The organism is Campylobacter concisus (assembly GCF_902460625.1).
Lineage (GTDB): Bacteria > Campylobacterota > Campylobacteria > Campylobacterales > Campylobacteraceae > Campylobacter_A > Campylobacter_A concisus_AD.
In genome coordinates, this window is the sequence record NZ_CABPUT010000005.1 from 44970 (window position 1) to 71315 (window position 26346).

Consider the following 26346-nt stretch of genomic DNA (forward strand, 5'->3'; position numbering starts at 1 on the left):
AAATTTTAGTTGTCTCTTTATCGACTCCGCTCTTGGTTGGAGTTTATAAAGACGGCGTAAAATTTGATGAAATTACGACTGATGAACATGTCAGTGAAGCTTTGATAAAAATCTTAGAAAATTTATCCTCTAAATTTAATATCACAAAAATTATCTATGCAAATACGCCTGGAAGCTTCATGGGGCTAAAGGTGGCCTATGTAATATTAAAAACATTTTCTTTGGCTAAAGGCTGCAAATTTTACGCCGTTAGTGGCTTTAGTTTAAATGGTCACCAAGCTATAAGAGCAAATAAAAATTTAAGTTTTGTTTTAAAAGATGGCAAAATTTCACTTGAAAAAGTGGAGCCAGTAGGATTTAGGTTGCCTTTAAATTTAGATGAATTAAAACTAAATTCAGATACACTTCCAGATTATATCATCCAAGCAGTTTAGGAGAAATTTTGAACATCTTAGTGCCTGCAACAAGTGCAAATTTGGGTCCTGGTTTTGATGCTTTGGGGCTTAGTTTGAAGCTTTTTAATAGTGTGAAAATCGAGTCAGCAAAATTTAGCTCAGTGTCGATAAACGGCGAAGGCAGTGGAAGTGTAAATTTAAAGAGAAACAATATATTCTTAAGTATTTTTAATGAAATTTTTTTTGAGCTAACTGGTAAAAATGAAAATTTTAGAGTCGTTTTTGAAAATAATATCCCATTTTCAAGGGGGCTTGGCAGTAGCTCTGCTGTTATCGTTGGGGCCATTGCTTCAGCGTACGAAATGGCTGGCTTTAAGGCAAGCAAAGAGACAGTTTTAAATAAAGCTATCATCTACGAAACCCATCCTGATAATATCTCACCAGCAGTTCACGGTGGATTTATTAGCGCGATCGTAAAAAATGGCAATGTTTACGCAAATAAAATAAGTTTAAGCGACGAGATAAAGGCGGTAGTTGTTATCCCAAATAAACCAATGAGTACATCCTCGTCAAGACAAATTTTACCAAAGAACTATACAATGAAAGAGTGTGTGAATAACTTATCTCATGCCGCTTTTTTAACGTCTTGTTTTTATGAAAAAAAGTATGATCTCTTAAAAATAGCAAGCAAAGATTTGATGCACGAAGAGCGTAGAATGCACGCTTTAGAAGAGCTTTTTGAAGTTAGAAAAGTAGCTTATGAAAATGGCGCTTTAATGAGCACGCTTTCAGGCTCAGGTTCAAGTTTTTTAAATATCGCTTACAAAGATGACGCTAAAAATTTACAAGATATTTTAAAGAGTAAATTTAGTGATTTTAGGGTTGAGGTTTTTTCATTTGATAACGATGGATACGAAATTACGCAAAGCTAAAAACAAGTTTAAAAAGATATAATGAACAAAAATAATCCTGTAAGGACATGTGTCGCTTGTAAAATTAAAATTTCTCAGAGCTTGCTAAAAAGATACCGCTTGGTAGGTAAAAATTTAGAGCATGGCAAAGGAAATGGTCGTAGCTTTTATCTGTGCGACAAATGTATACAAAAAGATATAAAAATTTTAAAAAAAATAATTGATAAACAAACTAAAGGTGCTTTTATTTGTGATGCACCGAAGTTAAAGGAGATACTCTTAAATGAGCAATGTTAGGATTTCAGAGATCGCAAACGAGCTTGGCTATCCAAGTAAAGAGATAGTAGAAAAAGCTCAAGAGCTAGGATTAAAAGTCAAAACTCACTCAAATGCAGTTAGCCTTGAAGAGGCCGAAGCTATATATGAATATGTTCAAACTGGCGTGATACCAGATAAATTTAAAAAGAAAAAGAGTGAACCTAAACCAAAAAAAGAGCCTAAAAAAGAAGTAGAAAAAGAGTCAGTAAAAAAAGAAGAAAAACAAAAAAGTGAACCTAAAAAAGCTACTACTAAAACTGAGTCAAAGTCGGTAAAAGCTGAGCCTAAGAAAGAGGCACAAATTTTAGAAGAAAAACAAAAAATTGAGCCTAAAAAAGAAGAAATCAAAGTAGAGCAAAAACAAGTCGAAACTCCAAGGCCAAAAGAGAGCTTGGCCGATGTGACTCAAAAAAGACGTGGTCTTGTGATAGTAAAAAAGAAAAAAGATTATGAAGCGCCAATTGCTACAAAAGAAGAGAAAAAGCCTGAACCAAGCATAGCTAATATAAGCGATTTTAAAAGTATGTTTTCAGCAAATGATGAAAATTTAGCTAAGAAAAAGAAAAAAGATAAAAAAGTAGTTGTTGCAAGTAAAAAAGATAGTACTCAGAAGATGGACCTACTTGGCGGAAGTGACTTTGGTGATATCGTGTTAGAAGATGAAGATGTGGTTGTTCTTCCTGATTTTAGTTTTAAAACCCCAGCACCAGTACCTGCACAAAAGACAAAACAGCCAAATGTTATGAGAACTACGGTCAACAATACGATAAATTCATTTGGCGAAGGCGGCATTCAAAGAAGAGCTAGAAAAAAACACAAAAAGCCTGAAAATAAACAAAATAATGAAGCTGTGACGTCTATAAATATTCCAAAAGAAATTCGTGTTTATGAATTTGCTGAAAAGCTAAATAAGCAGCCAAGTGAGATTATTGGTAAGCTTTTCATGCTTGGTATGATGACAACAAAAAATGACTTTTTGGATGAAGATGCAATAGAAATTTTAGCTGATGAGTTTAATGTAGAGGTTAATATCATCGATGATCAAAAAGAATTTGACTACGTAGCAGCCTATGAGGAAGAGATAAAAGACGATGAAAATCTCCAGCCAAGAGCACCAGTCATAACTATCATGGGCCACGTTGATCATGGTAAAACTTCATTACTTGATTACATAAGAAAATCACGTGTAGCAGCAGGAGAGGCTGGTGGTATCACTCAGCATGTCGGTGCTTATATGGTAAATAAAAACGGCAAAAATATCACATTTATCGACACTCCAGGTCACGAAGCGTTTACTGCTATGCGTGCAAGAGGTGCTGGCGTGACTGACATAGTTATCATCGTAGTTGCAGCAGATGATGGCGTAAAACCACAAACAAAAGAGGCGGTCAGCCACGCAAAAGCCGCAGGCGTACCGATAATCATCGCTATAAACAAAATGGATAAAGAGTCAGCAAATCCTGACCTGGTAAAGACTGGTCTTGCTGAGCTTGATATCATGCCAACAGAGTGGGGCGGAAAGTATGAATTTGTGCCAATCTCTGCAAAAACAGGTATGGGTATAGATGATCTTTTAGAGATCGTGCTTTTACAAGCTGAGCTTTTAGAACTAAAAGCAAATCCAAAGGCAAACGCAAAAGCAACTGTTATCGAGAGCTCACTTCAAAAAGGTCGTGGTCCAGTCGCTACTATCATCGTTGAAAATGGTACGCTTCATGTTGGAGATACTGTCGTAGCTGGTGTTGCATATGGAAAGATAAGAAGCTTGCTTAATGACCAAGGTAAGCCTTTGCAAGATATAAAACCAGGCGAATGCGGTGTGATAGTAGGTCTTAGCGAGATAGCAGAGGCAGGCGAGACATTAATAGGTGTAAAAACTGATAAAGAGGCTCGTGAATACGCGCAGAAAAAGGCTGAATATATCCGCCAAAAAGAGCTTAGTAAGAGTACAAAAGTTAGTATTGACGAGCTTAGTGCTAAGATTGCTGAGGGCGAGTTAAAGACACTTCCAGTTATTATTAAAGCTGATGTTGGTGGTTCACTTGAGGCACTAAAAGCAAGCCTAGAAAAACTAGCAAATGATGAGATCAGAGTAAATGTAATCCACTCAGGCGTTGGCGGCATCACACAAAGCGATGTGGCACTTGCTAGTGCGAGCGAAGACTGCGTAATCCTTGGCTTTAACATAAGACCAACTGGCGAGATAAAAGAAAAGGCAAAAGAGAGTGGTGTTGAGATTAAAACATACAACGTTATTTATAATCTAATCGACGACGTGAAGGCGATTTTAGGCGGACTAATGTCACCTATCATCAGAGAAGAGCAGCTTGGTCAAGCTCAGGTTCGCCAAGTGATCCATGTGCCAAAAGTGGGTACTATTGCTGGATGTATCGTCACTGAAGGCACGATAAACAGAGGGGCAAAAATTCGCCTTATTAGAGAAGGGGTGGTTGTTTATGAGGGCTTGGTAAGTTCGCTAAAACGCTTCAAAGATGATGTCAAAGAGGTCGCTAAAGGTTATGAGTGTGGCGTTGGTATTGAAAATTTCAACGACATCAGAGAAAACGACTATATCGAAAGCTTTAAAGAAGTCAAGGAGAAAGCTACTCTATGAACGCTAACGAAATAAAGCGTATGAGAACTGAGAGTGTGCTAAAAGAGCTCATCCCAGAGGCTCTAGCTACTCTTGAAGATAGCATTTTAAAAGGACTTTGTGTCACTGATGTCGAGTGTAAAAAGGGTAGATATGACGCCTTTGTTTATCTTGATAAGATGGCTTTTGGTGAGCGTGAACAAGAGTATATTTTGGGACATTTAAAGCGAGTTTGTAGGCATTTGCAAAACCACTGTATGGCAGCTGAGGGCTGGTATAGATGCCCAAATTTTCACTTTAAATTTGATGATAGATTAGAGTATCAAAACCATATGGATAAGTTGTTTGATAAAATTTCAAAGGATTTAAACAAAAATGGATAATTTAGACAAACTAGTACGCGAATGCGGTGTCGAGCTTTACGATAGCGAGATCGCAAATGAAAATGGTAGGGCTATTTTTAGAGTTTATATTACAAAACATGGCGGAGTGAGCCTTGATGACTGCGAAAAAGTGAGCCGTCTGCTCTCGCCTATCTTTGACGTGACACCACCAGTTAGTGGGAACTATAACCTTGAAGTTAGTTCGCCTGGCCTTGAGAGAAAGCTTAGTAAGCCGTCTCACTTTAAAGCGAGCGTTGGTGAGCTTGTAAAAGTTCAAACCGAGGCTGAGAAATTTGCAGGAAGGCTCGTAAAAGCGGACGAAGAAAGTATCGCAGTTGAAAACGAAGAGGGAATTTATGAGATCAACATTAGTGAGATAAAAAAAGCAAAAACATATTTGGAGTGGTAAAATGCTAAGCGACATCGAGATAACTCACCAAACAAAATTAGAACACATCAGTAAAGTTGCCGAAAGACTAGGCTTAAATGAAGACGAGCTTGAGCTTTACGGTAAATTTAAGGCTAAAATTTCTCCAAGGCTTGAGCCATCAAAATCAAAGCTCATCTTAGTGACCGCGACTAATCCAACCCCATATGGCGAGGGCAAAACGACTATGTCGATCGGTCTAGCTGACGCACTAAATTCACTTGGTAAAAAGGTTTGCCTAGCGCTTCGTGAGCCATCTTTGGGGCCAGTTTTTGGTATAAAGGGTGGAGCAGCAGGTGGTGGCTACTCACAGCTTGCTCCGATGGAGGATCTAAATTTACACTTCACTGGTGATTTTCACGCGATAACATCAGCAAATAACCTGATTTCAGCGATGATAGATAATAGCCTCTATCAAGAAAACCCACTAAAAATAGAGAAAATTTTATGGAAGCGCTGTATGGATATGAACGACCGCGCGCTTAGATTTATCACTGTGGGTCAGGGCGGTAGAACGGATGGCGTGCCAAGAGAAGATGGCTTTAATATCACCGCCGCAAGCGAGATTATGGCTGTGCTTTGCCTGGCTACGAGCCTCTCTGATCTAAAAGAGCGCGTGGCAAATATCATGGTTGCCTACGATAGCGATAAAAAGCCTATCTACGTGCGTGATCTAGGCTGCCAGGACGCTGTTTGCATACTTTTAAAAGATGCGATCAAGCCAAATTTATTTCAAACACTAGAGCACACACCTACACTCGTGCATGGTGGCCCATTTGCAAACATCGCACACGGCTGCAACTCCGTTATCGCAACAAAAACGGCTCTAAATTTAGCCGACTACGTCATCACTGAAGCTGGCTTTGGCTCAGAGCTTGGTGCGGAGAAATTTTTAGATATAAAATGCAGGGTTGCTGAGATTAAACCAAGCGCTGTGGTGCTTGTAAGTACGATTAGATCACTAAAATATAATGGCGAAGCAAATAAAGACGAGATAACAAAACCAGATATGAACGCTCTTAAAAAAGGTATCGAAAACCTTGGCGGACATATCGAAAATTTAAAAGGTAAATTTGGTCAAAACGTAGTTGTGGCGCTTAATAAATTTGGATTTGACACCGATGAAGAGATAAATTTCGTAAAAGAGTATTGCCGTGAGCTTGGTGTAGAAGTGGCAGTTTGTGAGAATTTCTTAAAAGGTGGTAAAGGTGCGATTGAGCTTGCTGAGCTAGTTTTAAAGGCGTGTGACAAGCCAAGCAAGATAAATTTCACCTACGAGATGAGCGACGATACGAAAACTAAAATAGAAAAAGTCGCTACAGAAATTTATGGAGCTGGCGAGGTGGTCTTTGAGGAGGCTGCTCTTAAAAAGCTTGAGATGATAAAAGAGCTAAATTTGAGCCATTTGCCAGTTTGTATCGCAAAAACGCAGTACTCATTTAGTGACGATGCGAAGCTTTTGGGCAGAGCAAAGGGCTTTATATTTAGTGTAAAAGACATTGATATTAGAACCGGGGCGGGCTTTATCGTCGCAGTTTGCGGTAAGATCATGCTAATGCCAGGGCTTCCAAAAGTGCCAGCTGCTGTCAATATGAAGATAGATGCAGACGGCAAGATCGACGGCTTATCGTAAATTTAGAAAATATGAAATTTGTAAAAATACTCTTTTTAATAGTTTTAAGTGTTTTTTTCGTTGGATGTGGGGGAAGATATAAATATAATGTTGAGCCAATGCCGATACAAAAAGGCGTGGCTAAATACATTGTTAGTGATTTTAACGTAACATTGACGAATCAACCAACTAGATATGAGCACAACACTAACTATAAAAATGAAAGCGAACTTCGTGATGAGTTTGTGGAATTTATAAACAAACATCTAAAAGAGCAGGGAATTTTAGGGGACGAAAATAGTTTCAAGATAAAAATACAAATGGACTATGAAAGATGGTTTAACTGGGGTGGCAAGGCGTTAAACAAGCCACACTTTCGCTATAGCGTGAAAATTTATGATAACGATGATAGGCTTTTGGTCTCTTACTCTATACCAGTTTCTACAACGAAATATAGCTATTTTAAAGAGATCGCGGTTTTGGCAGAGATCGCTGCTTTTAGGTGGGACGCAGAGGATGAGCCGACCGATATCGACTTGATCTCAAAAACTCTTGTTGATGAAATAAAAGATATAGGAAAATAAAAATAGTCTGTTAAGATGAACGACGAATTTTACATGGATCTTGCTTTAAGTGAGGCTTGGAAATTTCAGATATTAACCTATCCAAATCCAGCTGTTGGATGCCTTATCCTTGATGAAAATGGTCAAATTTTATCTTGCAAGGCTCATGAAAAAGCTGGATATTTACACGCTGAACCAACGGCGATATTCTTTGCGCTTTGCAAAAAAAGTGAAAAATTTAAAGATGATTTTATAAAAGTGTATAACGATAAATTTAGCTCTAATATAAAAGAGGGCGAATTTGGCCTTTTAGAGCCAAAATTTACCTACGAATTTATACTAAACAACCACTCAAATTTACTAAAAAATGCAAAAGCTTACGTCACACTTGAGCCCTGCTCTCATCATGGTAAAACGCCACCTTGTACAAATTTACTAAAAGAACTTGGCTTTAGTGAGGTGATAATAGGCAGCCACGATGAAAATAAAATAGCAAGTGGCGGTGGTGATTTGCTTCAAAGTGTTGGCATAAAAGTTAAATTTAGCGTTTTAAAAGAGCGTTGTGATAAGCTACTTGAGCCATTTTTGGCCTATCAAAATGGTGGCTTTAGCTTTTTAAAAATCGCAATTAGTAAAAATGGCGTGGCAAGCGGTGGCATCATCACAAATGAACTTAGTCGCACGCATGTCCATAAACTAAGAAGCGTCATAGATATGCTAGTGATCGGCGGCAACACAGTGCGAGTTGATCGCCCAAAGCTTGATAGTAGGCTAGTAAGTGGCGGCAAAAATCCAGATGTCATAATCTATTCAAGAAGTGATAAATTTGATAAGACAATACCACTTTTTAGCGTGTCAGGGCGCAAAGTTAGCATTCAAAAAAAGCTTAGCTTAAAAGGACTTAGCATGTTTGAAGGCGCTGGTGAGTTTTTAAAACTTGCAAAAGATAGCAAACTAGCAAACGTAAAGTGGCTACTTATCTATCAAAGCTCAAATTTTAAGGATGGTAAAAATTTAAGCCTCGATCTAAATTTAAAACCACTATTTAGTGGGAATTTTGGAGACGATAGCTACACCTGGTATGAAATTTTGGATTAAATATCTAAGCCAAAATAGTGCTTGACTAAAAAGCCAATACCAAACGAAATGATCGCAACACCAAAAGTTATCACGCACATCTCAATCACTCTTGGTAAAAATTTAAGCTCTTTTGCCACGCTTATGTAAAAGTTGTAAGTGATAATGGCAATAAAGGCAAAGAAAAACATCGATAAGACAGCGTAAAGACCACTTGAAAAGATGAAAAATGGAAGTATCAAAAACGCCGTTGTTATGATGTATGAACCACCTGTGTAGAGCGAATAGGTAAGCGGTTTGATCTCGTCACTTGGATTTTCTTTTGACTCAAGATATGCTGAGCCAGCCATAGAAAGAGCAGCTGCAATACCCATGATAAGGCCCGTCGCACCAACTGATTTTGTATTTGAAAAAGCTAGAGCGATGCCACTTAGCGTGCCAGTTAGCTCAACTAATGCGTCATTCATACCAAGAACAATACCGCCGGCATTTACGAGCTTTGTGTCTTTTAGCATAGAGATTAAATTGTTTTCATGATTTACTTCTTCTTCATAAATATCTTTAGCTTCAGGATACTCATCAACGATACCAAGATAAAATTGCTCTGCATCTTCTTCACGTGACTCCATAAATTTTAAAGTAAAAGAGGTTCCAAAAATTTTAACAAGTATCGTATAGAAGATGACTTTGAATAAATTTGCAGTTCTACTCTCACCTGTTATCTTTTGGCAAAAAGCATAGTGTCGTTTTTCTTCAGTGATTAATTTACGAAGTATTTTTTTATTTTCTTCATTTTTTTCACTAGCTTCGAGTAACGTATAGATAGCGGTATCATCTGCTTCATTTTGTAGCTGTTTTAAAGCACGCTTTTTATCTAGCATAAATTCCCCTTTTTTTTAATTTTGTAAGATTTTGGATTTTGAAGTGTAAGATTAGATGGTGCGATCAGCGAGACTCGAACTCGCACACCTAGCGGCACTACCCCCTCAAGATAGCGTGTCTACCAATTCCACCATGATCGCAAAAAGAGTAAAAGCCCCAAAAAGGGGCTAAATTTAAGCTTTACGCTTAGCCAAGCATTGGGTTTGCGTAAAGAACGATAAGCGTAATAACAAGTGCATAGATAACTTGTGCTTCAATCATCGCAAGAGCGATAAACATTGTAGTCATAAGTTTGCTACCAACACCTGGGTTTCTAGCTGTTCCACTAATTGTTGCAGCAGCTGTATTACCCATACCAATGGCACCACCAAGAGCTGCAAGGCCAAGGCCAATACCGCCAGCGATAACTGAATATGATCTAATCATCTCGCCATCAGCGCCAAATGCAAATGCAGCAAGACCAAGAATTAAAAACACGATTTTTTTCATCGTTGCTCCTTTAAAATTTTAAAGCTCTTTCGGATCTGTCCCCTACTTAAACTTTATGAGCCGTAATATTACAAAAACAAAACTTTGTTTCAAATAAAAACACTAAAAATTTAAATTGCCCATAAAAAATTCTTGGCTTAGAAAAATAAAAGTTTTTTTATGTTATCTTTGAAAAAATTAATTTATTCTTAATCTCAGGTAATCAATGATAAATGAAAAATTTTCAAAAATAGGCTTTGTTCTTGCGATGGCTGGTTCTGCTGTTGGACTTGGTAATGCATGGAAATTTCCAACAATGGTGGGAAACAACGGCGGTTCAGCGTTTATAGTTTTATATTTGCTTCTTACGTTTGCTATCGCTTTTGTAGCGTTTTTAGCAGAGCTTAGCATTGGTAAGCTTGGTGAGAGTGACGTTGTAAGCTCCATTTATAAACTTGCTCCAAAACACAAAAAAATATGGTCTTTTTCAGGCTTTTTTATGATAGGAGCGATACTTATTGCTTCGTTTTATATGGTTGTCATTGGCTGGATATTAAAGTATATTTATCTTGGCTTTTCGCCACTTTTAAGCAATCAAGAAGAGGCAGCCCAGCAGTTTAATACGCTTTTATCAAATGATTTAAGTAGCGCTATTGTTTGCTTTAGCTTGGTCTTTTTGATGGTATTTTTTGCTGTTTCAAAAGGTGTGAAAAGTGGCATTGAAAAGCTAAATATCTGGATGATGCCGGGTCTTTTTATACTGCTTGTTTGTATACTTTTTTATGCAATTAGCATGGGTGATGGCTTTGTTAAGGCGGCTAAATTTTTATTTGTACCAAATTTTAGCGCGATCACGCCAGATGTTGTTTTGCAAGCTCTTGGACTTGCATTCTTCTCGCTATCTATGGGTGTTGGTGTAATACCAACATACGCTGCAAATTTACCAGAGCAGACAAATCTTATAAAATCAACGCTTTCTATCATCTTTATAAACATATTAATAGGCGTTATGATGGGACTTGTGGTCTTTACATTTATATTTGCTTATGGAGCTGATAGTACGGCAAGTGGACCAGGGCTTATTTTTATCTCACTTGTTACGCTTTTTGCAAAGCTTGGGATAGTTGGCAATGTTATGGCTATCGCATTTTTTGTTTCACTTTTATTTGCTGGTGTTACAAGTGCTGTTTCGATGATAGAACCATTTGCTTATTATTTGGTTAGAAAATTTGAAATTTCACGAAAAATGGCTCTTGTTTATATTGGAATTTTTGTCTATATTTTAGGCCTTTTTTGTATTTTTTCATATTATGCACAGACGGCTAATATCTTTAGTATTTTTGGTAAGCCAGTCTTTGATGCACTTGATTTTCTTACTTCAAATATAATGATGCCAATAGGTGCCATAATTTTTAGTTTTTTTGTTGGCTATAAACTTAAAAAAGAGAGCCTATATCTACTCTTTGGCGAATTTATGGGAAAAGTATTTTTTAAAATTTGGTATTTTGCTTTAAGATACATCGTACCAATCGCAATTTGCGCCATCATGATCTATCAAATAGCAGGTAAATGATGGATAGATTTAGTAAAGTTGGTTTTGTTCTTTCTATCATTGGAGCGGCTATTGGCCTTGGTAATGCATGGAAATTTCCATATATGGTCGGTAGTAACGGCGGTTCAGCATTTATTCTTATATATCTATTTTTTGCTTTTGTTGTTGGGCTTAGTATATTTTTTGCTGAGATGGCAATGGGCAAAATTTCACGCCTTGATACGGTTGGAGCGTTTAAAAGTCTAGCTACAAAAGATGAAAATTCTTGGAAATTTGCTGGTGTTGTGATGGTGACAGGGTTATTCATCGCATCTTTTTATACGCTCATTATCGGCTGGGTTTTAAAATACGTTATCTTAAGTCTTGGTGAGCTTCCAAAAGATATGGCAAGCTCAGAGACGCTTTTTGTAAATTTTACTTCAAAGGGCATAGAGGAGCAAATTTTATATTTTAGCATCGCTTTTTTTGCCTACTTTTTTATACTTACAAAAGGTATAAAAAGTGGAATAGAGCGTATAAATGTATTTCTTATTCCAGCACTTTTTATTTTACTTTTGCTCATGCTTGGCTACTCTTTTGGCATGAATGGATTTGATGAGGCGGCTAAATTTTTACTTGTGCCTGATTTTTCAAAGATAGATCAAGGCGCTATCTTAAATGCTCTTGGGTTAGCTTTTTTTACGATGTGTATTGGCATTGGCTGCATTTTAACTTACTCATCAAGCCTAGGCAATGATACAAATTTGTTCACTTCATCGCTTTATGTAGTCTTTGCAAATATAATTATTAGCGTAATTATAGGGCTTATAGTTTTTACATTCACCTATGAATTTGGCTCAGAGCCATCAAAGGGTGCAGGGTTAGCATTTATCTCGCTTCCAACGCTTTTTGCAAAGCTTGGTTTGCTTGGAAATTTCTTAGCTTTTGCATTTTTTACATCTTTATTTTTTGCTGGTATAACATCGGTTATTTCACTAGTTGAACCATTTATATTTTTCTTAAATAAAAGCTTGGGATTTAGTAGAAATAGATCAATTATCATTGTCGGTGCCGTAGTTTATCTTTTGGGAATTTTATGTGCGTTAAGCGGCATTGGCGATTTTAAGGAGTCACTTATATTTTTTGGTAAGAGTTTTTTTGATTTGCTTGATTATCTTAGCTCAAACATTATGCTCCCACTTGGTGGCATTATATTTGCCATTTTTGTTGGGTACTTTATGAAATTTGAGCTTTTAAAAGAACTATTTTTGCCTTATATGGGTGAGATTGTTTTTAAAATTTGGTATTTTTTAATAAGGTTTGTAGCACCAATTCTAGTTTTTGTGGTGCTAGTAAGGGAGATTGCATAATGGCAAAAGAACAGTTTTCTAAAATAGGTTATGTTTTAGCAGTTGCAGGGTCAGCTGTTGGACTTGGCAATGCATGGAAATTTCCATATATGGTTGGTGAAAATGGTGGATCGGCATTTGTTATTTTATATCTTTTGATAACGTTTTTAGTTGGCATACCTATCTTTATGGCAGAGCTAAGTATCGGCAAACTTAGTGAGAGCGATAGTGTAAATGCCTTTAGAAAGTTGGCGAATAAAAATAAAAATTTATGGCAACTAGTTGGAATTTTAGCTATGGTAACCGCAGCTATAATCTCATCTTATTATATTGTGATCATCGGCTGGGTCTTTAAGTATTTCACACTATCTTTTGCCGGTCTTCCAAACGATATAGAAAGTTCAAAAGTAATATTTAACGAGCTTCTTACGCATGGTCTTGGCGAGCAGACGCTTTATTTTGTTATAGCATTTGTAGCTTGCTTTTTTATCCTTTCAAAAGGAGTGAAAAGTGGCATTGAAAAGCTAAATGTTTGGATGATGCCAAGCCTATTTATTATGGTTTTAATCATGCTTATCTTTTCTATGACAATGAATGGCTTTACAAAATCTGCTGAGTTTTTACTTGTTCCCGACTTTAGTAAAATTTCATTTAACTCGCTCTTGCTTGCTCTTGGGCTTGCTTTTTGGACACTATCTCTTGGTATGGCAGCGATCATTACATATTCAGCTAGCCTAAGCGATGATACAAATTTAGCCACTTCTACACTAAGTATCGTTTTTATAAACATCGTCTTAGCCATCATGATGGGTCTTGTTATCTTTACATTTATATTTGAATTTGGCGCAGAGCCGTCTCAAGGACCAGGACTTGTCTTTATCTCGCTTCCAACGCTCTTTGCTAAGCTTGGCGTGATAGGTCAAATTTTAGCTGTAGCATTTTTTGCTGCACTTATCTTTGCTGGCATTACTTCAGCCATCTCTATCGTAGAGCCGTTTGTATTTTTCTTGATCAGAGAGTATGGCATTAGCAGGATAAAAGCTCTTAGTATAGTTGGAGCTGGTGTTTTTGTTTTAGGATTTTTATGTCTTTTATCAAATATAGAAAATGTTGGCGACAAATTTATGCTCTTTGGTAAAAATTTCTTTGATTTTCTTGACTTTACCGCTTCAAATGTTCTGCTTCCAATTAGTGGTATTGGTGGAGCGATATTTGTTGGATATTTTATGAAAAGAGAGGCACTTTATGTGCTATTTAGTCCATATATGAGCGACTTTGTATTTAGTGCATGGTATTTTTTATTAAGATATGTGGCGCCAGTTTGCGTCTTTATCATTATGATAAATAAATTGTTTTTTTAAGGGTTGTTTATGCAAAAAGTTGAGAAATTTTTTGATAAGGTTGGCGATATAGTCGGCTATATTTGCATGTTTGTTATGGCTTTGATGATAATAGACGTCTTTTTTAACGTTGTGGCAAGATATTTTTTCTCTTATGGAAACGTTGCATTTCAGGAGCTTGAGTGGCATTTTTTTGCTGTAATATTTTTGCTTGGCATGAGCTATGCATTAAAAGAAGATGCACACGTTAGAGTTGATATCTTTTATGCTAAATTTTTACCAAAAAATAAAGCTCTTGTAAATATGATAGGAACTGTTATTTTTGTAATCCCATTTGCACTTTTGGTTTCAAATTTATCGTTTGAATTTGTGAGTGATGCTTATACTTCAGCTGAAGCTAGTGCAGATCCAGGCGGTCTTACTCACAGATGGATCATAAAAGCACTTATTCCTTTTTCTTTTTATCTACTTGTATTTTTTGCGATTGGCTTTTTTATAAGAAATTTTAATCTTTACAAAAAAGCTAAAAAGGGGGAATAATGGCTGGCTTGATAATGTTTATAGCTGCACTTTTGATGCTAGGTATTGGCTTTCCGGTAGCCTTTACCTTTGGTGCGGTTTCGATGATATTTGGCATGATTGGCAGTATTGTTGAGAGCATTGGAGACGGAGATGGTCTGCTTGGAAGTATCGAAGTTTTCAAAGATATGTTTAACTTCATGCCTTATAGAATTTTCTCTATCATGGAGAGTAGAATTTTTATAGCAGTTCCACTTTTTGTCTTTATGGGTGTTGTTCTTCAAAAGTCAAAACTAGCTGAGAGATTACTTGAGAGCATGGGTATGCTTTTTGGAGAAATTCGCGGAGGTATTGCTATTAGCACTATCTTGGTTGGAGCACTTCTTGCAGCTTCAACTGGTGTTGTTGGTGCAAGTGTCGTTGCAATGGGTGTTATAAGCTTGCCTGTTATGTTAAAGTATAAATACGACCAAGCGCTAGGTTGTGGCACTATATGTGCTGCTGGTACGCTTGGACAGATCATTCCACCTTCTATCGTGCTGATTATCTTGGGTGATATATTTTCAGTGCCAGTTGGTGAGCTTTTTCATCAAGCCATCATCCCAGGACTCACGCTAGTAGCAGTTTATATCATTTATATTTTGATTGTTGCTTATTTGAAACCAGATACAGCACCTGTAGTAAAAGATGAGAGCGGTGTTAGTAAATTTAAGCAGATCATGAGAGCACTAATCGCTATCTTTCCACCGCTTTTACTTGTTATTTGCGTATTGGGCTCTATATTTGCAGGTATCGCTACACCAACTGAAAGTTCAGCTTTTGGCTGCGTAGGAGCCATTATTTTAGCTATTTTTTATAGGACATTTTCATTTTCTATGATAAAAGAGGCATTGGCTGAAAGCGTAAAAACCACAGCACTTGTCTTTGCCATACTTGTTGGTGCGACAGCCTTTTCTATGGTATTTAGTTACACTGGTGGCGATGAGATTGTTGAAAAATTTATGACAAATTTGCCAGGCGAGAAGTGGGGCTTTATCATTTTTAGTATGGTTGTCATCTTTGTGCTTGGCTTTTTTATCGACTTTGTTGAAATTTCATACATTGTGCTTCCTATCTTGGTGCCAATAGCCGCAAAGCTTGGTATAAATCCAATTTATCTAGCAATCTTAGTTGCGATGAATTTGCAAACTTCATTCCTAACGCCGCCATTTGGTTTTAGCTTATTTTTCCTAAGATCAGTCGCACCAGCTGAGATAAAAACGACTGCTATTTATAAAGGCGTTGTGCCTTATATTTTTATTCAGCTTGCTGTACTTGTATTTTTCTGCGTCTTTCTAATGGAATTAAAGCCAATGCTTGATGCGAGCCACGGCGGATTATTAAACTTCTTACTCTCACTTTTTAAATGATATAAAAGTTTTTGGTTGTAAAATACCAAAAAACAAGCAAAATGGCTAATTTGAGTTTCTAACCAATTTAGCCATTTTCTATGAATTCTTTAAATAAATTTATAAAATTAATGAGGTGGGTGATGGCGAAGAAATTTATCGATGTTATGGATACGACCTTTAGAGATGGCTTTCAGTCGGTTTATGGCGCTAGAGTGCTTATGAACGACTTTTTGCCCGCGCTTGAAGCAGCCAAAGAGGCTGGCATAGAGCATTTTGAATTTGGCGGAGGAGCGAGATTTCAAAGCCTTTATTTTTACCTAAATGAAGACGCTTTTGCGATGATGGATAAATTTAGAAGCATCGTAGGACCAAAAGCTAACCTTCAAACCCTAAGCAGGGGCGTAAATACCGTCACACTTGACACCGGTAGCCGCGAGCTTATCGACCTTCACGCAAAACTTTTCAAAAAACATGGAACGACTACTATTAGAAATTTTGACGCACTAAATGATGTTGAAAATTTAAAATATTCAGGCGAGAGGATCGCTCATCACGGGCTAAAACACGAAGTCGTCGTTACTATGATGGACTTGCCTAGTGGCTGTGTGGGAGCACATGATGTTAAATTTTATGAGAAAATTTTAAGAGAAATTTTAGATGCAAATATCCCTTATCACAGTGTTTGCTTTAAAGATGCAAGTGGCACAAGCAGCCCACAAAAGGTCTATGAAACCATAAAAATGGCTAGAAAGCTGCTTCCAGAAAAAACTCATATCAGACTTCACACGCATGAAACCGCAGGCGTAAGTGTAGCTTGCTATCTTGCAGCGCTTGAAGCTGGCGTCGATGGCATAGATCTAGCTGCAAGCCCAGTAAGTGGTGGCACAAGTCAGCCAGATATCCTAACCATGCTTCACGCAGTAAAAGGCAAAAACTACGATCTTGGCGGCCTTGATGTGGAGAAAATTTTAAAATACGAAAGCGTTTTGAATGATTGTTTAAAAGAGTATTTCTTACCGCCTGAAGCTGTACAAGTAAGCCCGCTCATACCATTTTCACCTATGCCTGGTGGCGCACTCACTGCAAATACTCAGATGATGAGAGATAACAATATATTAGATAAATTCCCAGAGGTCATCCTTGCTATGCGCGAAGTGGTGCAAAAGGGTGGATACGGCACTTCAGTGACTCCTGTTAGCCAGTTTTACTTTCAACAAGCCTTTAACAACGTAATGTTTGGCAAGTGGAAAAAGATCGCTGAGGGATACGGCAAAATGGTGCTTGGCTACTTTGGCAAGACCCCAGTTACGCCTGATAAAGAGATCATTAAGCTTGCTAGCGAGCAGTTAGGACTAAAACCAACTACAAAACACGCTGTTGATATAGCTGATAAAGATGAGAGCAAGTCACTTGCGCATGTTAAAGAAATTTTAAAACAAAACAAGATCAAAGTTACCGAAGAAAATGTCTTTATAGCAGCAGCTTGTAAAGAAAAAGGTATTGCATTCTTAAAAGGCGAAGCCAAAGTAAATGTAAGAAAAATCGATCCAAATGCTAAAGCAAACGAGGGCAGACAAACTCAAAGTGGCAGATATAGCGTCGTCGTAAATGGTAGCCGCTACAATGTCGAAGTAAGCGAAGGTTTTAACGACAGCATCCAAGTAAAATCAATCACCGAAGTTGAAGGCAAGAGCGTAAAAAATGCCAAAAGTGCAGCAGCAGGCGCAACAGAAAATGACATCGTTGCAAGCTTGCCAGGCGCTGTGCATAAAATTTTAGTAAGCGTAGGAGATCATGTCAAAAAAGGTCAGGCCATAGTCGTGCTTGAAGCGATGAAGATGGAGATAGATGTCAAAGCCCCAAAAGACGGCATCATAGGCTCTATCGAGGTTAGCAAAGGTCAAAGTGTCGCGAACAATCAAGTGGTGGCTAAATTTAAATAAATTTGCCCATTTTAAAAAGATAGTGTTAAGCGAAATTTGATTAACATTTTGATGACTTTTAGGTCAAATTTATAAAGAAACGAAAATTTAAAAGGAAACAACATGATAAATAAGCTAGACGAGCTAGGTCTAAAAGAGATCAAAAAGATAAATCATAATCTAAGCTACGACGAGCTTTTTGAGCTTGAAAAGGCAAACAACGAGGGCAGAGTCTCAAGTAACGGCACATTTATGGTTGATACTGGAATTTTTACTGGTAGAAGCCCAAAAGACAAGTATTTTGTCAAGCAAGATCCAAGCCAAAAATACATCGCTTGGGGCAAGATAAATCAGCCTATCACAAAAGAGCTTTTTGACAAGCTTCTTAAAAAAGCAAAAGATCAGCTAAGTGGTAAAGAAATTTTTATCCAAGATGCATTTTGTGGAGCTAGCAAAAAGAGCCAAAAATCAGTCCGCTTTGTCACTGAAGTAGCGTGGCAAGCGCACTTTGTAAAAAATATGTTCATCCGTCCAAGTGAAGCAGAGCTGGCTAAATTTGAGCCTGATTTTGTAGTATATAACGCTTGCAAGACAAAAAATGAGGACTACAAGGCTGATGGGCTACATTCAGAGGTCTTTGTTATCTTTAACGTCGAGGAAAATGTCGCAGTGATCGGCGGCACATGGTATGGCGGCGAGATGAAAAAGGGCATTTTTTCTATGATGAACTACTGGTTGCCACTTGAGGGCAAACTAAGTATGCACTGCTCTGCAAACGTAGGTGAAAAAGGTGATACAGCGCTGTTTTTTGGCCTATCAGGTACTGGTAAAACTACGCTTTCAACCGATCCAAAACGCAAGTTAATAGGCGATGATGAGCACGGCTGGGACGATGATGGCGTGTTTAACTTCGAGGGTGGCTGCTATGCAAAATGTATCAACCTTGATCCAAGTAGTGAGCCAGAAATTTATGCAGCGATCAGGCGTGATGCGCTACTTGAAAATGTTGTGGCTGACGAAAATGGCGTGGTTGATTACAAAGATGGCTCAAAGACTGAAAATACGCGTGTAAGCTATCCGATCTATCACATCGACAACTACGAGCCAAGCTCAAGCGCAGGACATCCAAAAAATATCATCTTTTTAAGTGCTGATGCTTTTGGCGTGCTTCCTCCAGTCGCAAAGCTCACAAAAGAGCAGGCGATGTATTATTTCTTAAGTGGCTACACAGCAAAAGTTGCTGGCACAGAGCGCGGTATCACCGAGCCAGTCGCTACTTTTAGTGCTTGCTTTGGCGAGCCATTTATGCCACTTCACCCAACTGTCTATGCAAAACTGCTTGGCGAGAAGATCGATAAGCACGGCGTTAATGTCTATCTTGTAAATACAGGCTGGAGCGGCGGTGCTTACGGCGTTGGCAAGCGTATGAGCATAAAAGCAACACGTGCTTGCATAAATGCGATCCTTGATGGCAGCATCACAAAATGTGAGTTTGAAAATTTTGATAAATTTAACTTCGCTATCCCAAAAGAGCTTGATGGTGTCGAGACAAAACTGCTAAATCCTATAAACACATGGGCAAATCCTGCTGAGTACAACGCTTCACGCGACAAGCTCGCTAAAATGTTTGTTGAAAATTTCAAACGCTACGAAGATGTAAAAGAGGGCGTTGAGTACGCCAAAGCTGGTCCAAAAGCTTAATTTATATGGCCTTGCAAAGCTTCTTGCAAGGCTGTTCCTAATATCTTACAAGAATTTTTAGTTGATATTTTTTATATGACTAAATTTAAAGTACTTTTTTCTTTTTAAATCTAAGACTAAGCATTGCATTTATAAATATGTTGTTATCAAACTAAGCCTAGTTTTTTCTGTGTTTGAACTAGTACTAAATATCATTTATTGTGTTGCTATTTTTTAAAATTTTTATATTTTTATTTGATTTTTTTGTAGGTCTAGCTTTATAAGATTCTTAATAAAAATTTGAAATAAAAAAGAGAAAAAAAGGGCAAAGTTGCCCTTATGGTTATAAAGTTATATTATGAGTGGAAGTGAAATTCCTCTGGATGATCTAGTGCGTATCTAAATTTATCCATATCGACTTTTTTATCCCAGATAGAAACTATCATGCAACCAACGGCATTGCCGCAGAGATTACCAACTGCACGCATCTCTGACATAAATTTATCAACGCCAAGTAGCACAGCCACGGTGACGACTGGTATGCCAGTGCTCGGAAGTGCGCTTAGTGTTCCAGCAAGGACGACAAAGCCTGATCCTGTCACGCCAACAGCGCCTTTGCTCGTGATCATTAGTACGATTAGTATACTTATTAGATGCTCAAAACTTAGCGGGATATTAAATGCTTGAGCTAGGAAAATAACGCTTAGGCTTAGATAGATGTTGGTGCAGTCGAGGTTAAATGAGTAGCCAGTTGGAATGATAAGGCCAACAGCACCTCTATTTATACCAGCTGATTCTAGCTTTTGCATAAGTGGCGCAAGAGCTGTTTCGCTCGAGCTTGTCGCAAAGACTACCAATACCTCTTTTGAGATAAAGCGCATAAATTTAAAGACATTGATTTTTGCAAAATAGCAAATAACGCCAAGCACGACAAAGATAAAAAAGCAGCTTGCAAGTGCCATAACAACCAAAAGCTCCATCATGCCAAGAAGCGTTCCGATACCAAATTTGCCGATTAGATAAGCCATAGCCGAAAATGCAGCCACTGGGCTAAAGAGCATAAGCCAGCTAAGAAGTTTTAAGACATAGTGCTGAATAAATTCAAGTGGCTTTAGGCAAGCTTGTTTTTTATCATGAGCTAGCAGCGAAAGTACGATGGCAACGATAATAGCCATGAAAAGTACTTGAAGTGTGTTTGATTTTATAAATGGATCAAGTATATGCACGTAAGGAAAAATGTCATCTACTGGCACAGCACCTCTTAAAAGATGAAGTGTATGTGCTACAAATCCGCTATTTGCGTCCATATTTGCAGCTTGAGATGTAAATTTAGCTACACTTGAGGCATCAAGCTGAGTGTAGTCAAGATTCATGCCATGTCCTGGACGAAGTGTCTCGCCAAAGATGATACCGACAGCAAGTGCAAGTGTGCTAACTATCTCAAAATAGATAAATGCCTTTAATCCAATAGACCCAAGATCTTTTAGACTCTCGAGCCCAACGATACCTGAAACGATCGTTAAAAAGATAATAGGGCCGATTAAAATTTTAAGTGCTTTTATAAAATAATCAATGCCTGGCTTGCTTGCTATACCAAGCTCAGGCGCGACCATGCCAACAACAACACCACCAACAATACCGATCACAACCCAAAAGGCAAGATTGGTAAATAATCTTACAGCAAGATTTCCTTGCTTTTTAGTATTATTCATAAAATTCCCCTTTACAGGCTTTCTCTGATCTTAGCAGAGATGATCTTATCGCCTTGTCTTATAGCGTCAAGCACCTTTAGGCTCTCTTCATCAACGCACTTTCCAAAGACTGTATGCACGCCATCAAGATGAGGTTGTTTGCTATGACAGATGAAAAACTGTGATCCACCAGTATCACGCCCTGCGTGAGCCATGCTAAGGCTACCGCGCTCATGTTTTACCTTTTGGTTGCCACATTCACATTTTATTCTCCAGCCAGGACCGCCCGTGCCCGTGCCATTTGGGCAGCCACCTTGGATTACGAAATTTGGTATAACTCTGTGAAAATTTAGACCATTATAAAAGCCTGATTTTATCAAATGGATAAAATTTGCGACAGCTTGTGGAGCTTCTTCTGCAAAAAGTTCAAGTCTGATCTCGCCTTTGTCTGTCTCTAAAACTGCAAATTTATCTTTTTTAAGCTCGTCTAAATTTATATCATAAACTTTTAATTCATCAAAACGCATGTATTTCCTTTTTATTCGATATTTGTATAAACTGCTTGGACGTCATCATCGTCTTCTAGCTTATCAAGAAGCCTCTCAACCTCAAGCATTTGCTCTTCGCTTAGATTCACGGTTTGATTTGGTAAGTATTGAAGTGAAGCTTTTTTAACTACTAAATTTAGCTTTTCGATACCTTCATGAAGTGTGCCAAAATTCGCATAATCACCATATACAAATAGCGTCTCATCGTCAGCCTCGATATCGCTTAGACCATAATCAATCAGCTCAAGCTCGATCTCTTCGATGTCTGCGCTTGGCTTTTCAAGCTCAAAAACGCTCTTTCTTGTAAACATAAAGCTAAGGCTACCACTTGGCAAAATTTCTCCGCCGTTTTTGCTAAATATCGCTTTAACATTGGCAACTGTTCTCGTTGGATTGTCAGTCGCACACTCAACGATGATCTGCACGCCGTGAGCTGCTTTGCCGTCATAAAAAATAGTCTTGATATCGGCGCTATCTTTGCCATTTGCTCTTTTTATAGCTGCGTCGATGTTGTCTTTTGGCATATTTTCAGCTTTTGCTGCTGCGATAGCTGCACGAAGTTTTGGGTTCATATCTGGATCACAACCACCATCTTTTGCGGCTACTGTTATAGCTTTTGCAAGTTTTGGAAATACCTTGCTCATCTTATCCCATCTAGCTTCTTTTGCGGCTCTTCGGTACTCAAATGCTCGTCCCATAAATATCCTTAAATAAATTTTTTACGGATTATAACTAAAAAAATTTTATACTTTTTTAAAACATTTTTAGTTTGCATATTGCGGGTTATTAATTTGTAAATCGCAGATTGATATTTGGTAAAAATTTAAGCTAGAGTTTTATAATGACGCACATGATACAAAATGCTCAAAAACAAGATGCAAAAAGCTGCATAAAGCTACTAAATCTAGCAATGGAGGATATCGCCTACAAGCTAAGTGGCTATGACGATCCTATTAAAAGTGATGAAATTTTAGAAATTTTTTTCAAAAGTGAGATAAATAGACTAAGCTATAAAAATATCTTTGTTTATAAAAACAACGAGGAAATTATCGCAGCGATGTGTGCTTACTTTGGTGGCGACGCGGAGCAGCTTGATAGAGAAATTTCACAGCATCTAAAGGCTCTTGGCAAAGACACTCAAGTAGAAAAAGAGTGTTTTGACGATGAGTTTTATATAGATAGTATCGCTGTTGATGAAAATTTTAGAGGCCAAGGGCTTGCAAAAGAGCTCATAAGGCATTCATTTGTCAAGGCAAAAGAGCTAGGGCATAAAAAGGTTTCATTAATAGTAGATACAAATAAGCCAAAAGTTCGTAAATTTTACGAGAGTTTGGGCTTTAAATTTAATGTCAAGAAAATTGTAAATTTACATGAATACGACCATATGATAAAGGAGATAATATGAAAACATTTGAAGTAAACAATATCCACTGCCAAAACTGCGCAAACACTATAAAAAACGCACTTGAAGATGACTTTGGCAAGATAGAAGTTGATCTTAGCAAAGAGCCAAGACAAGTTAGTCTTGATATAAAAGATAGCGATGTTGAGAAATTTAAGTCTGAAATGGCTGATTTGGGATTTGACATAATAAAAGAGCTCTGATATGTCTTTAAAAGTCAAACTAAATATAGCAGGAATGAGCTGCGTAAACTGCTCAAATGCTATCGAGAAGGTTTCTAAAAAGATAGATGGAGTACTTGAAGCAAATGTAAATTTTGCAAACGCAAGCGGCGAGTTTATCTTAAAAGACGCGAGTGTGCGTGAAATTTTAGAGCAAAAGATAAAGAAGCTTGGCTACTTTGTAGCAACTGATATTGATGAGTTTGAAGCAAAAAGAAAAGCTCACATTAGAAATATTAGAAATAAATTTATATTTGCATTTATCGCAAGTATCGTAATAATGGTACTTGAGATGTTTGCACCTCACAGCATGCTAGTAAATTTAGCTATGCTAGCTTTAGCTTTTTTAGTTCTTATTTTTAGTGGCAAAGGCTTTTTTACTCATGCCTACGAAGCGGTAAAAAATAGAAATTACGATATGAATGTGCTTGTCGCTCTTGGAAGCGGTAGTGCGTTTTTATACTCGCTTTTTGTAGTGCTTTTTGAAAAATTTCTACCAAATGATCTAAAAAATATCTATGTTTCAGGCGTAGCGATGATAATAGCTTTTGTGCTTCTTGGCAAGTATCTTGAAGAGCGTTCAAAGGCAAAAGCAGGGGATTATCTAAAGAGACTACTTAAAATTTCTCCAAAAACCGCATTTTTACTTATGCCAGATGGAAGAAGTAAAGAAGTGCCAGTAAATGAGCTAAAAATAGGTGATATCGTCGTTGTAAAGAATGGCTACAATGTTCCATGTGATGGTGTGATAGTCCAAGGTGGAGCCGAAATCGATGCTTCGATGCTAACGGGCGAGAGCCTGCCAGTTTATAAAGAAGTGGGCGACAATGTATTTGCAGGCACGCTAAATACAAATGGCTACATAAGCGTCAAGATGACAAAAAGCTCGTTTGAAAGCTTGTTGTCTCAAATTTTAAGCTTACTAAATGACGCTAGTACGAAAAAAATGCCAATAGGCAGGCTCGCTGATAAGATAGCAAATATCTTTGTGCCAAGCGTGGTGGCAATATCAGTGCTTACGTTTTTGGCTTGGATCATTTTTGATGGAAATTTTGCTTATGCGATCTCTTGTGCGATTTGTGTTCTTATCATATCATGCCCATGCGCTCTTGGACTTGCTACGCCAATAGCAATCGTAAGCTCGCTTGCACGTGGTGCAAAAGCTGGAATTTTAGTAAAAAATCCAGAAGTTTTAGAGCTAATAAAAGATGCTAAATTTGTAGCATTTGACAAAACTGGCACACTTAGCAAAGGGCAAATCAGCGTCAAAAGCTCAAATTTAAGTGAGCAAGATTTAGCGCTTATCGCTTCTGCTGAAAATTTAAGTGAGCATCTCATCTCAAAAGCTATCGTGAGATATGCAAAGCAAAAATGTATAGATTTACAAAAGCTAAATGGCAAATTCCAAAATGTCGTCGGGCAAGGCATCATCTATGAAGATGAGAATAATCAGATAATAATCGGAAACGAAAAGCTGCTTTTGGCAAATGAAGTTAGTTTAAATCCGGATGAAAGTAACGCTGTAAAAGATGCTACAAATGATGGAAGTGGCGTCATACTTTGTGCTATAAATAAAAAATTTGTTGGTTTTTTAACGCTTAGTGATGAGCTAAAAGACGAAGCAAGTGATGTTATAAATGAGCTTACACATCTAAATTTACAAAGCGTGATCCTCTCAGGCGATGACGAGAAAGTAGTTGCAAGCATCGCTAAAAAGCTAAATGTAAGCAAATATCACGCAAATATGTTGCCTGAAGATAAATTTAATGAGATAAAAGAGCTTGCAAGCCACGGTGGCGTTATCTTTGTTGGAGATGGCGTAAATGACTCACCATCGCTTAAAGAGGCAAGTGTTGGTATCGCTATGAACTCAGGCTCAGATATAGCAAAAGGTGCTGGAGATATCGTGCTTGTTAAAAATGATTTGCGTGGCGTGACCGGACTAGTTAGACTAGCAAATGCTACCATGGCAAACATAAAAGAAAATTTATTTTGGGCGTTTATGTATAACGCGATTTGTATTCCAGTGGCTGCAGGCGCGCTCTACCCTGTCTTTGGGCTACTTTTAAGCCCAGTTTATGGCTCAATGGCGATGTGTTTTAGCTCTGTTACTGTCGTTTTAAATGCACTTAGACTTAGATATCTACGACTTAAGGATTAAAATTTGAAACTTGGAGAACTTTATAGCGTTGTAGCGGCTGCGCTTGCTACAAATTTTAGTGGCATTTTAGATGTTTCATCTTTTATGCGTATCAAAAAGACAAATGCGTGGATAACGCAGACAAATAGCGAAGCAAATAAAAAAGGTAACGAGCTTTATGCCAAATTTATCAAAGATGAAAGTAGTGCTGCTTTATGTGACGATTTTGTCATTTTAAAGTCAAAATTTGAGGCAGGCTACTATTTTTCGTCTGCAAAAGATGATCTAGCTCAATTTTATAAGGCTATAAATTTTCAGCCAAAAATGGGCGAGGTTGATAGCATCTCAAATCAGCTAATTTTAATAGCAAATATTTTAAAAAGTGAAGCATCTAAGGAGTCTATGAAGCTTCTTGCAGCTTTTAGTGTCTCATTTTTCTTGCCTTATACTAAACAGCTTTCAAAAGATATCCAAAAAGACGCGACTAGCAATTTTTATAAATCAATGGGATATTTTTTAGAGGATTTTTGCTTGGTTTTAGAAACTATTATTGGTAAGGCTTAGTTTTAAGCCTGTGCCATTTCTATCATTTGAGTTTTAATGCTTAAAATGTTATTTTGGATAGCTGACTGCTCTAAATTTAAGTAATGAAGCATTTGCATAGAATTACGATCTTTTAGGCTTTGGATGCTTGAAATTTTATGTGAAATATCTAGCTTTTGATCTTGTAATTTTTCTAAGTCTTTTTGTAACTGTATGGCACTCGCTTTATTAATAATTATAGGGGAAATTTTAGCATCTTCTCTTTGTTCTACATGTACTTCATTGCTTCTAACAATATCTTTCTTATCATAGCCAGAAGATACTAACAAGCTTGTTTTTGAGCTATTTGAAGAGATAGATGTATAGCCGTCATGATAGAAAATGTTTGAGTTCATATTCGCATCTATTTGCATATCATCTTTCCTCTTATAGATTATTTT

The 26346-nt window shown here is 37.5% G+C and carries 25 protein-coding genes and 1 tRNA gene; 19 read left to right on the forward strand and 7 right to left on the reverse strand.

The window, feature by feature from the left end; all coding sequences use genetic code 11:
- Positions 1-32: 32 nt before the first annotated feature.
- From F3G69_RS04300 to ribD, 8 genes are all read left to right on the forward strand, one after another.
- The gene (locus F3G69_RS04300) at positions 33-434 is read left to right on the forward strand and encodes a glycoprotease (protein WP_149714515.1); all 402 of its coding nucleotides are present in this window, start codon (positions 33-35) and stop codon (positions 432-434) included.
- Between the two features lie 8 nt (positions 435-442).
- Complete coding sequence (gene thrB / locus F3G69_RS04305; protein ID WP_103592976.1) at positions 443-1327, forward strand: homoserine kinase; 885 nt, start codon at positions 443-445, stop codon at positions 1325-1327.
- Positions 1328-1589: 262 nt separating this feature from the next.
- Complete coding sequence (infB, locus tag F3G69_RS04315) at positions 1590-4238, forward strand: translation initiation factor IF-2 (RefSeq protein WP_103600011.1); 2649 nt, start codon at positions 1590-1592, stop codon at positions 4236-4238.
- Positions 4235-4600, forward strand: coding sequence for a 30S ribosome-binding factor RbfA (gene rbfA, locus F3G69_RS04320; RefSeq protein ID WP_149714516.1), 366 nt, complete (start codon positions 4235-4237; stop codon positions 4598-4600). The genes infB and rbfA overlap by 4 nt, the downstream gene beginning before the upstream one ends.
- Positions 4593-5009 carry a ribosome maturation factor RimP gene (rimP, locus tag F3G69_RS04325; protein WP_149714517.1) on the forward strand — a complete coding sequence of 139 codons (417 nt, stop codon included), beginning with the start codon at positions 4593-4595 and terminating at the stop codon, positions 5007-5009. The genes rbfA and rimP overlap by 8 nt, the downstream gene beginning before the upstream one ends.
- 1 nt (position 5010) lies before the next feature.
- On the forward strand, positions 5011-6660 hold the full coding sequence (locus F3G69_RS04330) for a formate--tetrahydrofolate ligase (RefSeq protein ID WP_103600013.1): 1650 nt from the start codon (positions 5011-5013) through the stop codon (positions 6658-6660).
- 98 nt (positions 6661-6758) lie between these two features.
- Complete coding sequence (locus tag F3G69_RS04335; protein ID WP_149714518.1) at positions 6759-7223, forward strand: hypothetical protein; 465 nt, start codon at positions 6759-6761, stop codon at positions 7221-7223.
- Positions 7224-7238: 15 nt separating this feature from the next.
- A complete protein-coding gene (gene ribD, locus F3G69_RS04340; protein ID WP_103600015.1) occupies positions 7239-8300 on the forward strand; it encodes a bifunctional diaminohydroxyphosphoribosylaminopyrimidine deaminase/5-amino-6-(5-phosphoribosylamino)uracil reductase RibD in 1062 nt (353 codons plus the stop codon).
- Here the strand turns inward: ribD and F3G69_RS04345 are convergent.
- The 3 genes from F3G69_RS04345 to F3G69_RS04355 all read right to left on the reverse strand — a co-directional run bounded on the left by F3G69_RS04345 (position 8297) and on the right by F3G69_RS04355 (position 9650).
- The gene (locus F3G69_RS04345; RefSeq protein WP_149714519.1) at positions 8297-9160 is read right to left on the reverse strand and encodes a VIT1/CCC1 transporter family protein; all 864 of its coding nucleotides are present in this window, start codon (positions 9158-9160) and stop codon (positions 8297-8299) included. The genes ribD and F3G69_RS04345 overlap by 4 nt on opposite strands.
- Positions 9161-9216: 56 nt before the next feature.
- Positions 9217-9301, reverse strand: a tRNA-Leu gene (locus tag F3G69_RS04350).
- 46 nt (positions 9302-9347) lie between these two features.
- Positions 9348-9650, reverse strand: a complete 303-nt coding sequence (locus F3G69_RS04355; protein ID WP_004317263.1) for a F0F1 ATP synthase subunit C — start codon at positions 9648-9650, stop codon at positions 9348-9350.
- Positions 9651-9855: 205 nt separating this feature from the next.
- Here F3G69_RS04355 and F3G69_RS04360 point away from each other — a divergent pair, with 205 nt between their 5' ends.
- The 7 genes from F3G69_RS04360 to pckA all read left to right on the forward strand — a co-directional run bounded on the left by F3G69_RS04360 (position 9856) and on the right by pckA (position 19382).
- A complete protein-coding gene (locus F3G69_RS04360; protein ID WP_149714520.1) occupies positions 9856-11202 on the forward strand; it encodes a sodium-dependent transporter in 1347 nt (448 codons plus the stop codon).
- Positions 11199-12530 carry a sodium-dependent transporter gene (locus F3G69_RS04365; protein WP_149714521.1) on the forward strand — a complete coding sequence of 444 codons (1332 nt, stop codon included), beginning with the start codon at positions 11199-11201 and terminating at the stop codon, positions 12528-12530. The genes F3G69_RS04360 and F3G69_RS04365 overlap by 4 nt, the downstream gene beginning before the upstream one ends.
- Positions 12530-13870: a sodium-dependent transporter gene (locus F3G69_RS04370; protein WP_103629127.1), complete on the forward strand. Its 1341-nt coding sequence runs from the start codon at positions 12530-12532 to the stop codon at positions 13868-13870. Before F3G69_RS04365 ends, F3G69_RS04370 begins: the two co-directional genes overlap by 1 nt.
- Positions 13871-13879: 9 nt before the next feature.
- Positions 13880-14389: a TRAP transporter small permease subunit gene (locus tag F3G69_RS04375; RefSeq protein ID WP_149714522.1), complete on the forward strand. Its 510-nt coding sequence runs from the start codon at positions 13880-13882 to the stop codon at positions 14387-14389.
- Positions 14389-15777: a TRAP transporter large permease gene (locus F3G69_RS04380; protein ID WP_054196248.1), complete on the forward strand. Its 1389-nt coding sequence runs from the start codon at positions 14389-14391 to the stop codon at positions 15775-15777. Before F3G69_RS04375 ends, F3G69_RS04380 begins: the two co-directional genes overlap by 1 nt.
- 122 nt (positions 15778-15899) lie before the next feature.
- Positions 15900-17702: a biotin/lipoyl-containing protein gene (locus tag F3G69_RS04385; RefSeq protein WP_149714523.1), complete on the forward strand. Its 1803-nt coding sequence runs from the start codon at positions 15900-15902 to the stop codon at positions 17700-17702.
- A gap of 105 nt (positions 17703-17807) precedes the next feature.
- The gene (gene pckA / locus F3G69_RS04390) at positions 17808-19382 is read left to right on the forward strand and encodes a phosphoenolpyruvate carboxykinase (ATP) (RefSeq protein WP_180997278.1); all 1575 of its coding nucleotides are present in this window, start codon (positions 17808-17810) and stop codon (positions 19380-19382) included.
- A gap of 335 nt (positions 19383-19717) precedes the next feature.
- Here the strand turns inward: pckA and F3G69_RS04395 are convergent, their stop codons facing one another.
- Genes F3G69_RS04395 through F3G69_RS04405 form a run of 3 tightly spaced genes read right to left on the reverse strand, consistent with a single transcriptional unit; the run spans position 19718 to position 22298 of the window.
- Positions 19718-21073, reverse strand: coding sequence for a cation:dicarboxylate symporter family transporter (locus F3G69_RS04395; RefSeq protein ID WP_103600024.1), 1356 nt, complete (start codon positions 21071-21073; stop codon positions 19718-19720).
- An 11-nt stretch (positions 21074-21084) separates the two neighbouring features.
- Positions 21085-21579: a peptidylprolyl isomerase gene (locus F3G69_RS04400; RefSeq protein WP_103559636.1), complete on the reverse strand. Its 495-nt coding sequence runs from the start codon at positions 21577-21579 to the stop codon at positions 21085-21087.
- Positions 21580-21590: 11 nt separating this feature from the next.
- Complete coding sequence (locus F3G69_RS04405) at positions 21591-22298, reverse strand: YebC/PmpR family DNA-binding transcriptional regulator (RefSeq protein ID WP_021090734.1); 708 nt, start codon at positions 22296-22298, stop codon at positions 21591-21593.
- Between the two features lie 152 nt (positions 22299-22450).
- On the opposite strand from F3G69_RS04405, the gene F3G69_RS04410 reads away from it, so the two are divergent.
- From F3G69_RS04410 to F3G69_RS04425, 4 genes are read left to right on the forward strand one after another with little or no spacing between them, the layout of a single operon-like run.
- Positions 22451-23005: a GNAT family N-acetyltransferase gene (locus tag F3G69_RS04410; protein ID WP_149714524.1), complete on the forward strand. Its 555-nt coding sequence runs from the start codon at positions 22451-22453 to the stop codon at positions 23003-23005.
- Complete coding sequence (locus F3G69_RS04415; RefSeq protein WP_149714525.1) at positions 23002-23205, forward strand: heavy-metal-associated domain-containing protein; 204 nt, start codon at positions 23002-23004, stop codon at positions 23203-23205. The genes F3G69_RS04410 and F3G69_RS04415 overlap by 4 nt, the downstream gene beginning before the upstream one ends.
- Before the next feature lies 1 nt (position 23206).
- Complete coding sequence (locus tag F3G69_RS04420; RefSeq protein ID WP_149714526.1) at positions 23207-25384, forward strand: heavy metal translocating P-type ATPase; 2178 nt, start codon at positions 23207-23209, stop codon at positions 25382-25384.
- A gap of 3 nt (positions 25385-25387) precedes the next feature.
- The gene (locus F3G69_RS04425) at positions 25388-25927 is read left to right on the forward strand and encodes an oxidoreductase (protein ID WP_149714527.1); all 540 of its coding nucleotides are present in this window, start codon (positions 25388-25390) and stop codon (positions 25925-25927) included.
- A gap of 2 nt (positions 25928-25929) precedes the next feature.
- Here F3G69_RS04425 and F3G69_RS04430 read toward each other — a convergent pair.
- A partial coding sequence (locus tag F3G69_RS04430) for a hypothetical protein (protein ID WP_223155873.1) occupies positions 25930-26346 on the reverse strand: 417 nt, incomplete at its 5' end.

What these genes read in the sequence shown, in the direction of transcription:
- infB (WP_103600011.1), top strand. Translation starts at nt 1,590, where the DNA reads ATGAGCAATGTTAGGATTTCAGAGATCGCAAACGAGCTTGGCTATCCA.
- rbfA (WP_149714516.1), top strand. Translation starts at nt 4,235, where the DNA reads ATGAACGCTAACGAAATAAAGCGTATGAGAACTGAGAGTGTGCTAAAA.
- rimP (WP_149714517.1), top strand. Translation starts at nt 4,593, where the DNA reads ATGGATAATTTAGACAAACTAGTACGCGAATGCGGTGTCGAGCTTTAC.
- F3G69_RS04330 (WP_103600013.1), top strand. Translation starts at nt 5,011, where the DNA reads ATGCTAAGCGACATCGAGATAACTCACCAAACAAAATTAGAACACATC.
- F3G69_RS04335 (WP_149714518.1), top strand. Translation starts at nt 6,759, where the DNA reads ATGCCGATACAAAAAGGCGTGGCTAAATACATTGTTAGTGATTTTAAC.
- ribD (WP_103600015.1), top strand. Translation starts at nt 7,239, where the DNA reads ATGAACGACGAATTTTACATGGATCTTGCTTTAAGTGAGGCTTGGAAA.
- F3G69_RS04345 (WP_149714519.1), bottom strand. Translation starts at nt 9,160, where the DNA reads ATGCTAGATAAAAAGCGTGCTTTAAAACAGCTACAAAATGAAGCAGAT.
- F3G69_RS04355 (WP_004317263.1), bottom strand. Translation starts at nt 9,650, where the DNA reads ATGAAAAAAATCGTGTTTTTAATTCTTGGTCTTGCTGCATTTGCATTT.
- F3G69_RS04360 (WP_149714520.1), top strand. Translation starts at nt 9,856, where the DNA reads ATGATAAATGAAAAATTTTCAAAAATAGGCTTTGTTCTTGCGATGGCT.
- F3G69_RS04365 (WP_149714521.1), top strand. Translation starts at nt 11,199, where the DNA reads ATGATGGATAGATTTAGTAAAGTTGGTTTTGTTCTTTCTATCATTGGA.
- F3G69_RS04370 (WP_103629127.1), top strand. Translation starts at nt 12,530, where the DNA reads ATGGCAAAAGAACAGTTTTCTAAAATAGGTTATGTTTTAGCAGTTGCA.
- F3G69_RS04375 (WP_149714522.1), top strand. Translation starts at nt 13,880, where the DNA reads ATGCAAAAAGTTGAGAAATTTTTTGATAAGGTTGGCGATATAGTCGGC.
- F3G69_RS04380 (WP_054196248.1), top strand. Translation starts at nt 14,389, where the DNA reads ATGGCTGGCTTGATAATGTTTATAGCTGCACTTTTGATGCTAGGTATT.
- F3G69_RS04385 (WP_149714523.1), top strand. Translation starts at nt 15,900, where the DNA reads ATGGCGAAGAAATTTATCGATGTTATGGATACGACCTTTAGAGATGGC.
- F3G69_RS04395 (WP_103600024.1), bottom strand. Translation starts at nt 21,073, where the DNA reads ATGAATAATACTAAAAAGCAAGGAAATCTTGCTGTAAGATTATTTACC.
- F3G69_RS04400 (WP_103559636.1), bottom strand. Translation starts at nt 21,579, where the DNA reads ATGCGTTTTGATGAATTAAAAGTTTATGATATAAATTTAGACGAGCTT.
- F3G69_RS04405 (WP_021090734.1), bottom strand. Translation starts at nt 22,298, where the DNA reads ATGGGACGAGCATTTGAGTACCGAAGAGCCGCAAAAGAAGCTAGATGG.
- F3G69_RS04410 (WP_149714524.1), top strand. Translation starts at nt 22,451, where the DNA reads ATGATACAAAATGCTCAAAAACAAGATGCAAAAAGCTGCATAAAGCTA.
- F3G69_RS04415 (WP_149714525.1), top strand. Translation starts at nt 23,002, where the DNA reads ATGAAAACATTTGAAGTAAACAATATCCACTGCCAAAACTGCGCAAAC.
- F3G69_RS04420 (WP_149714526.1), top strand. Translation starts at nt 23,207, where the DNA reads ATGTCTTTAAAAGTCAAACTAAATATAGCAGGAATGAGCTGCGTAAAC.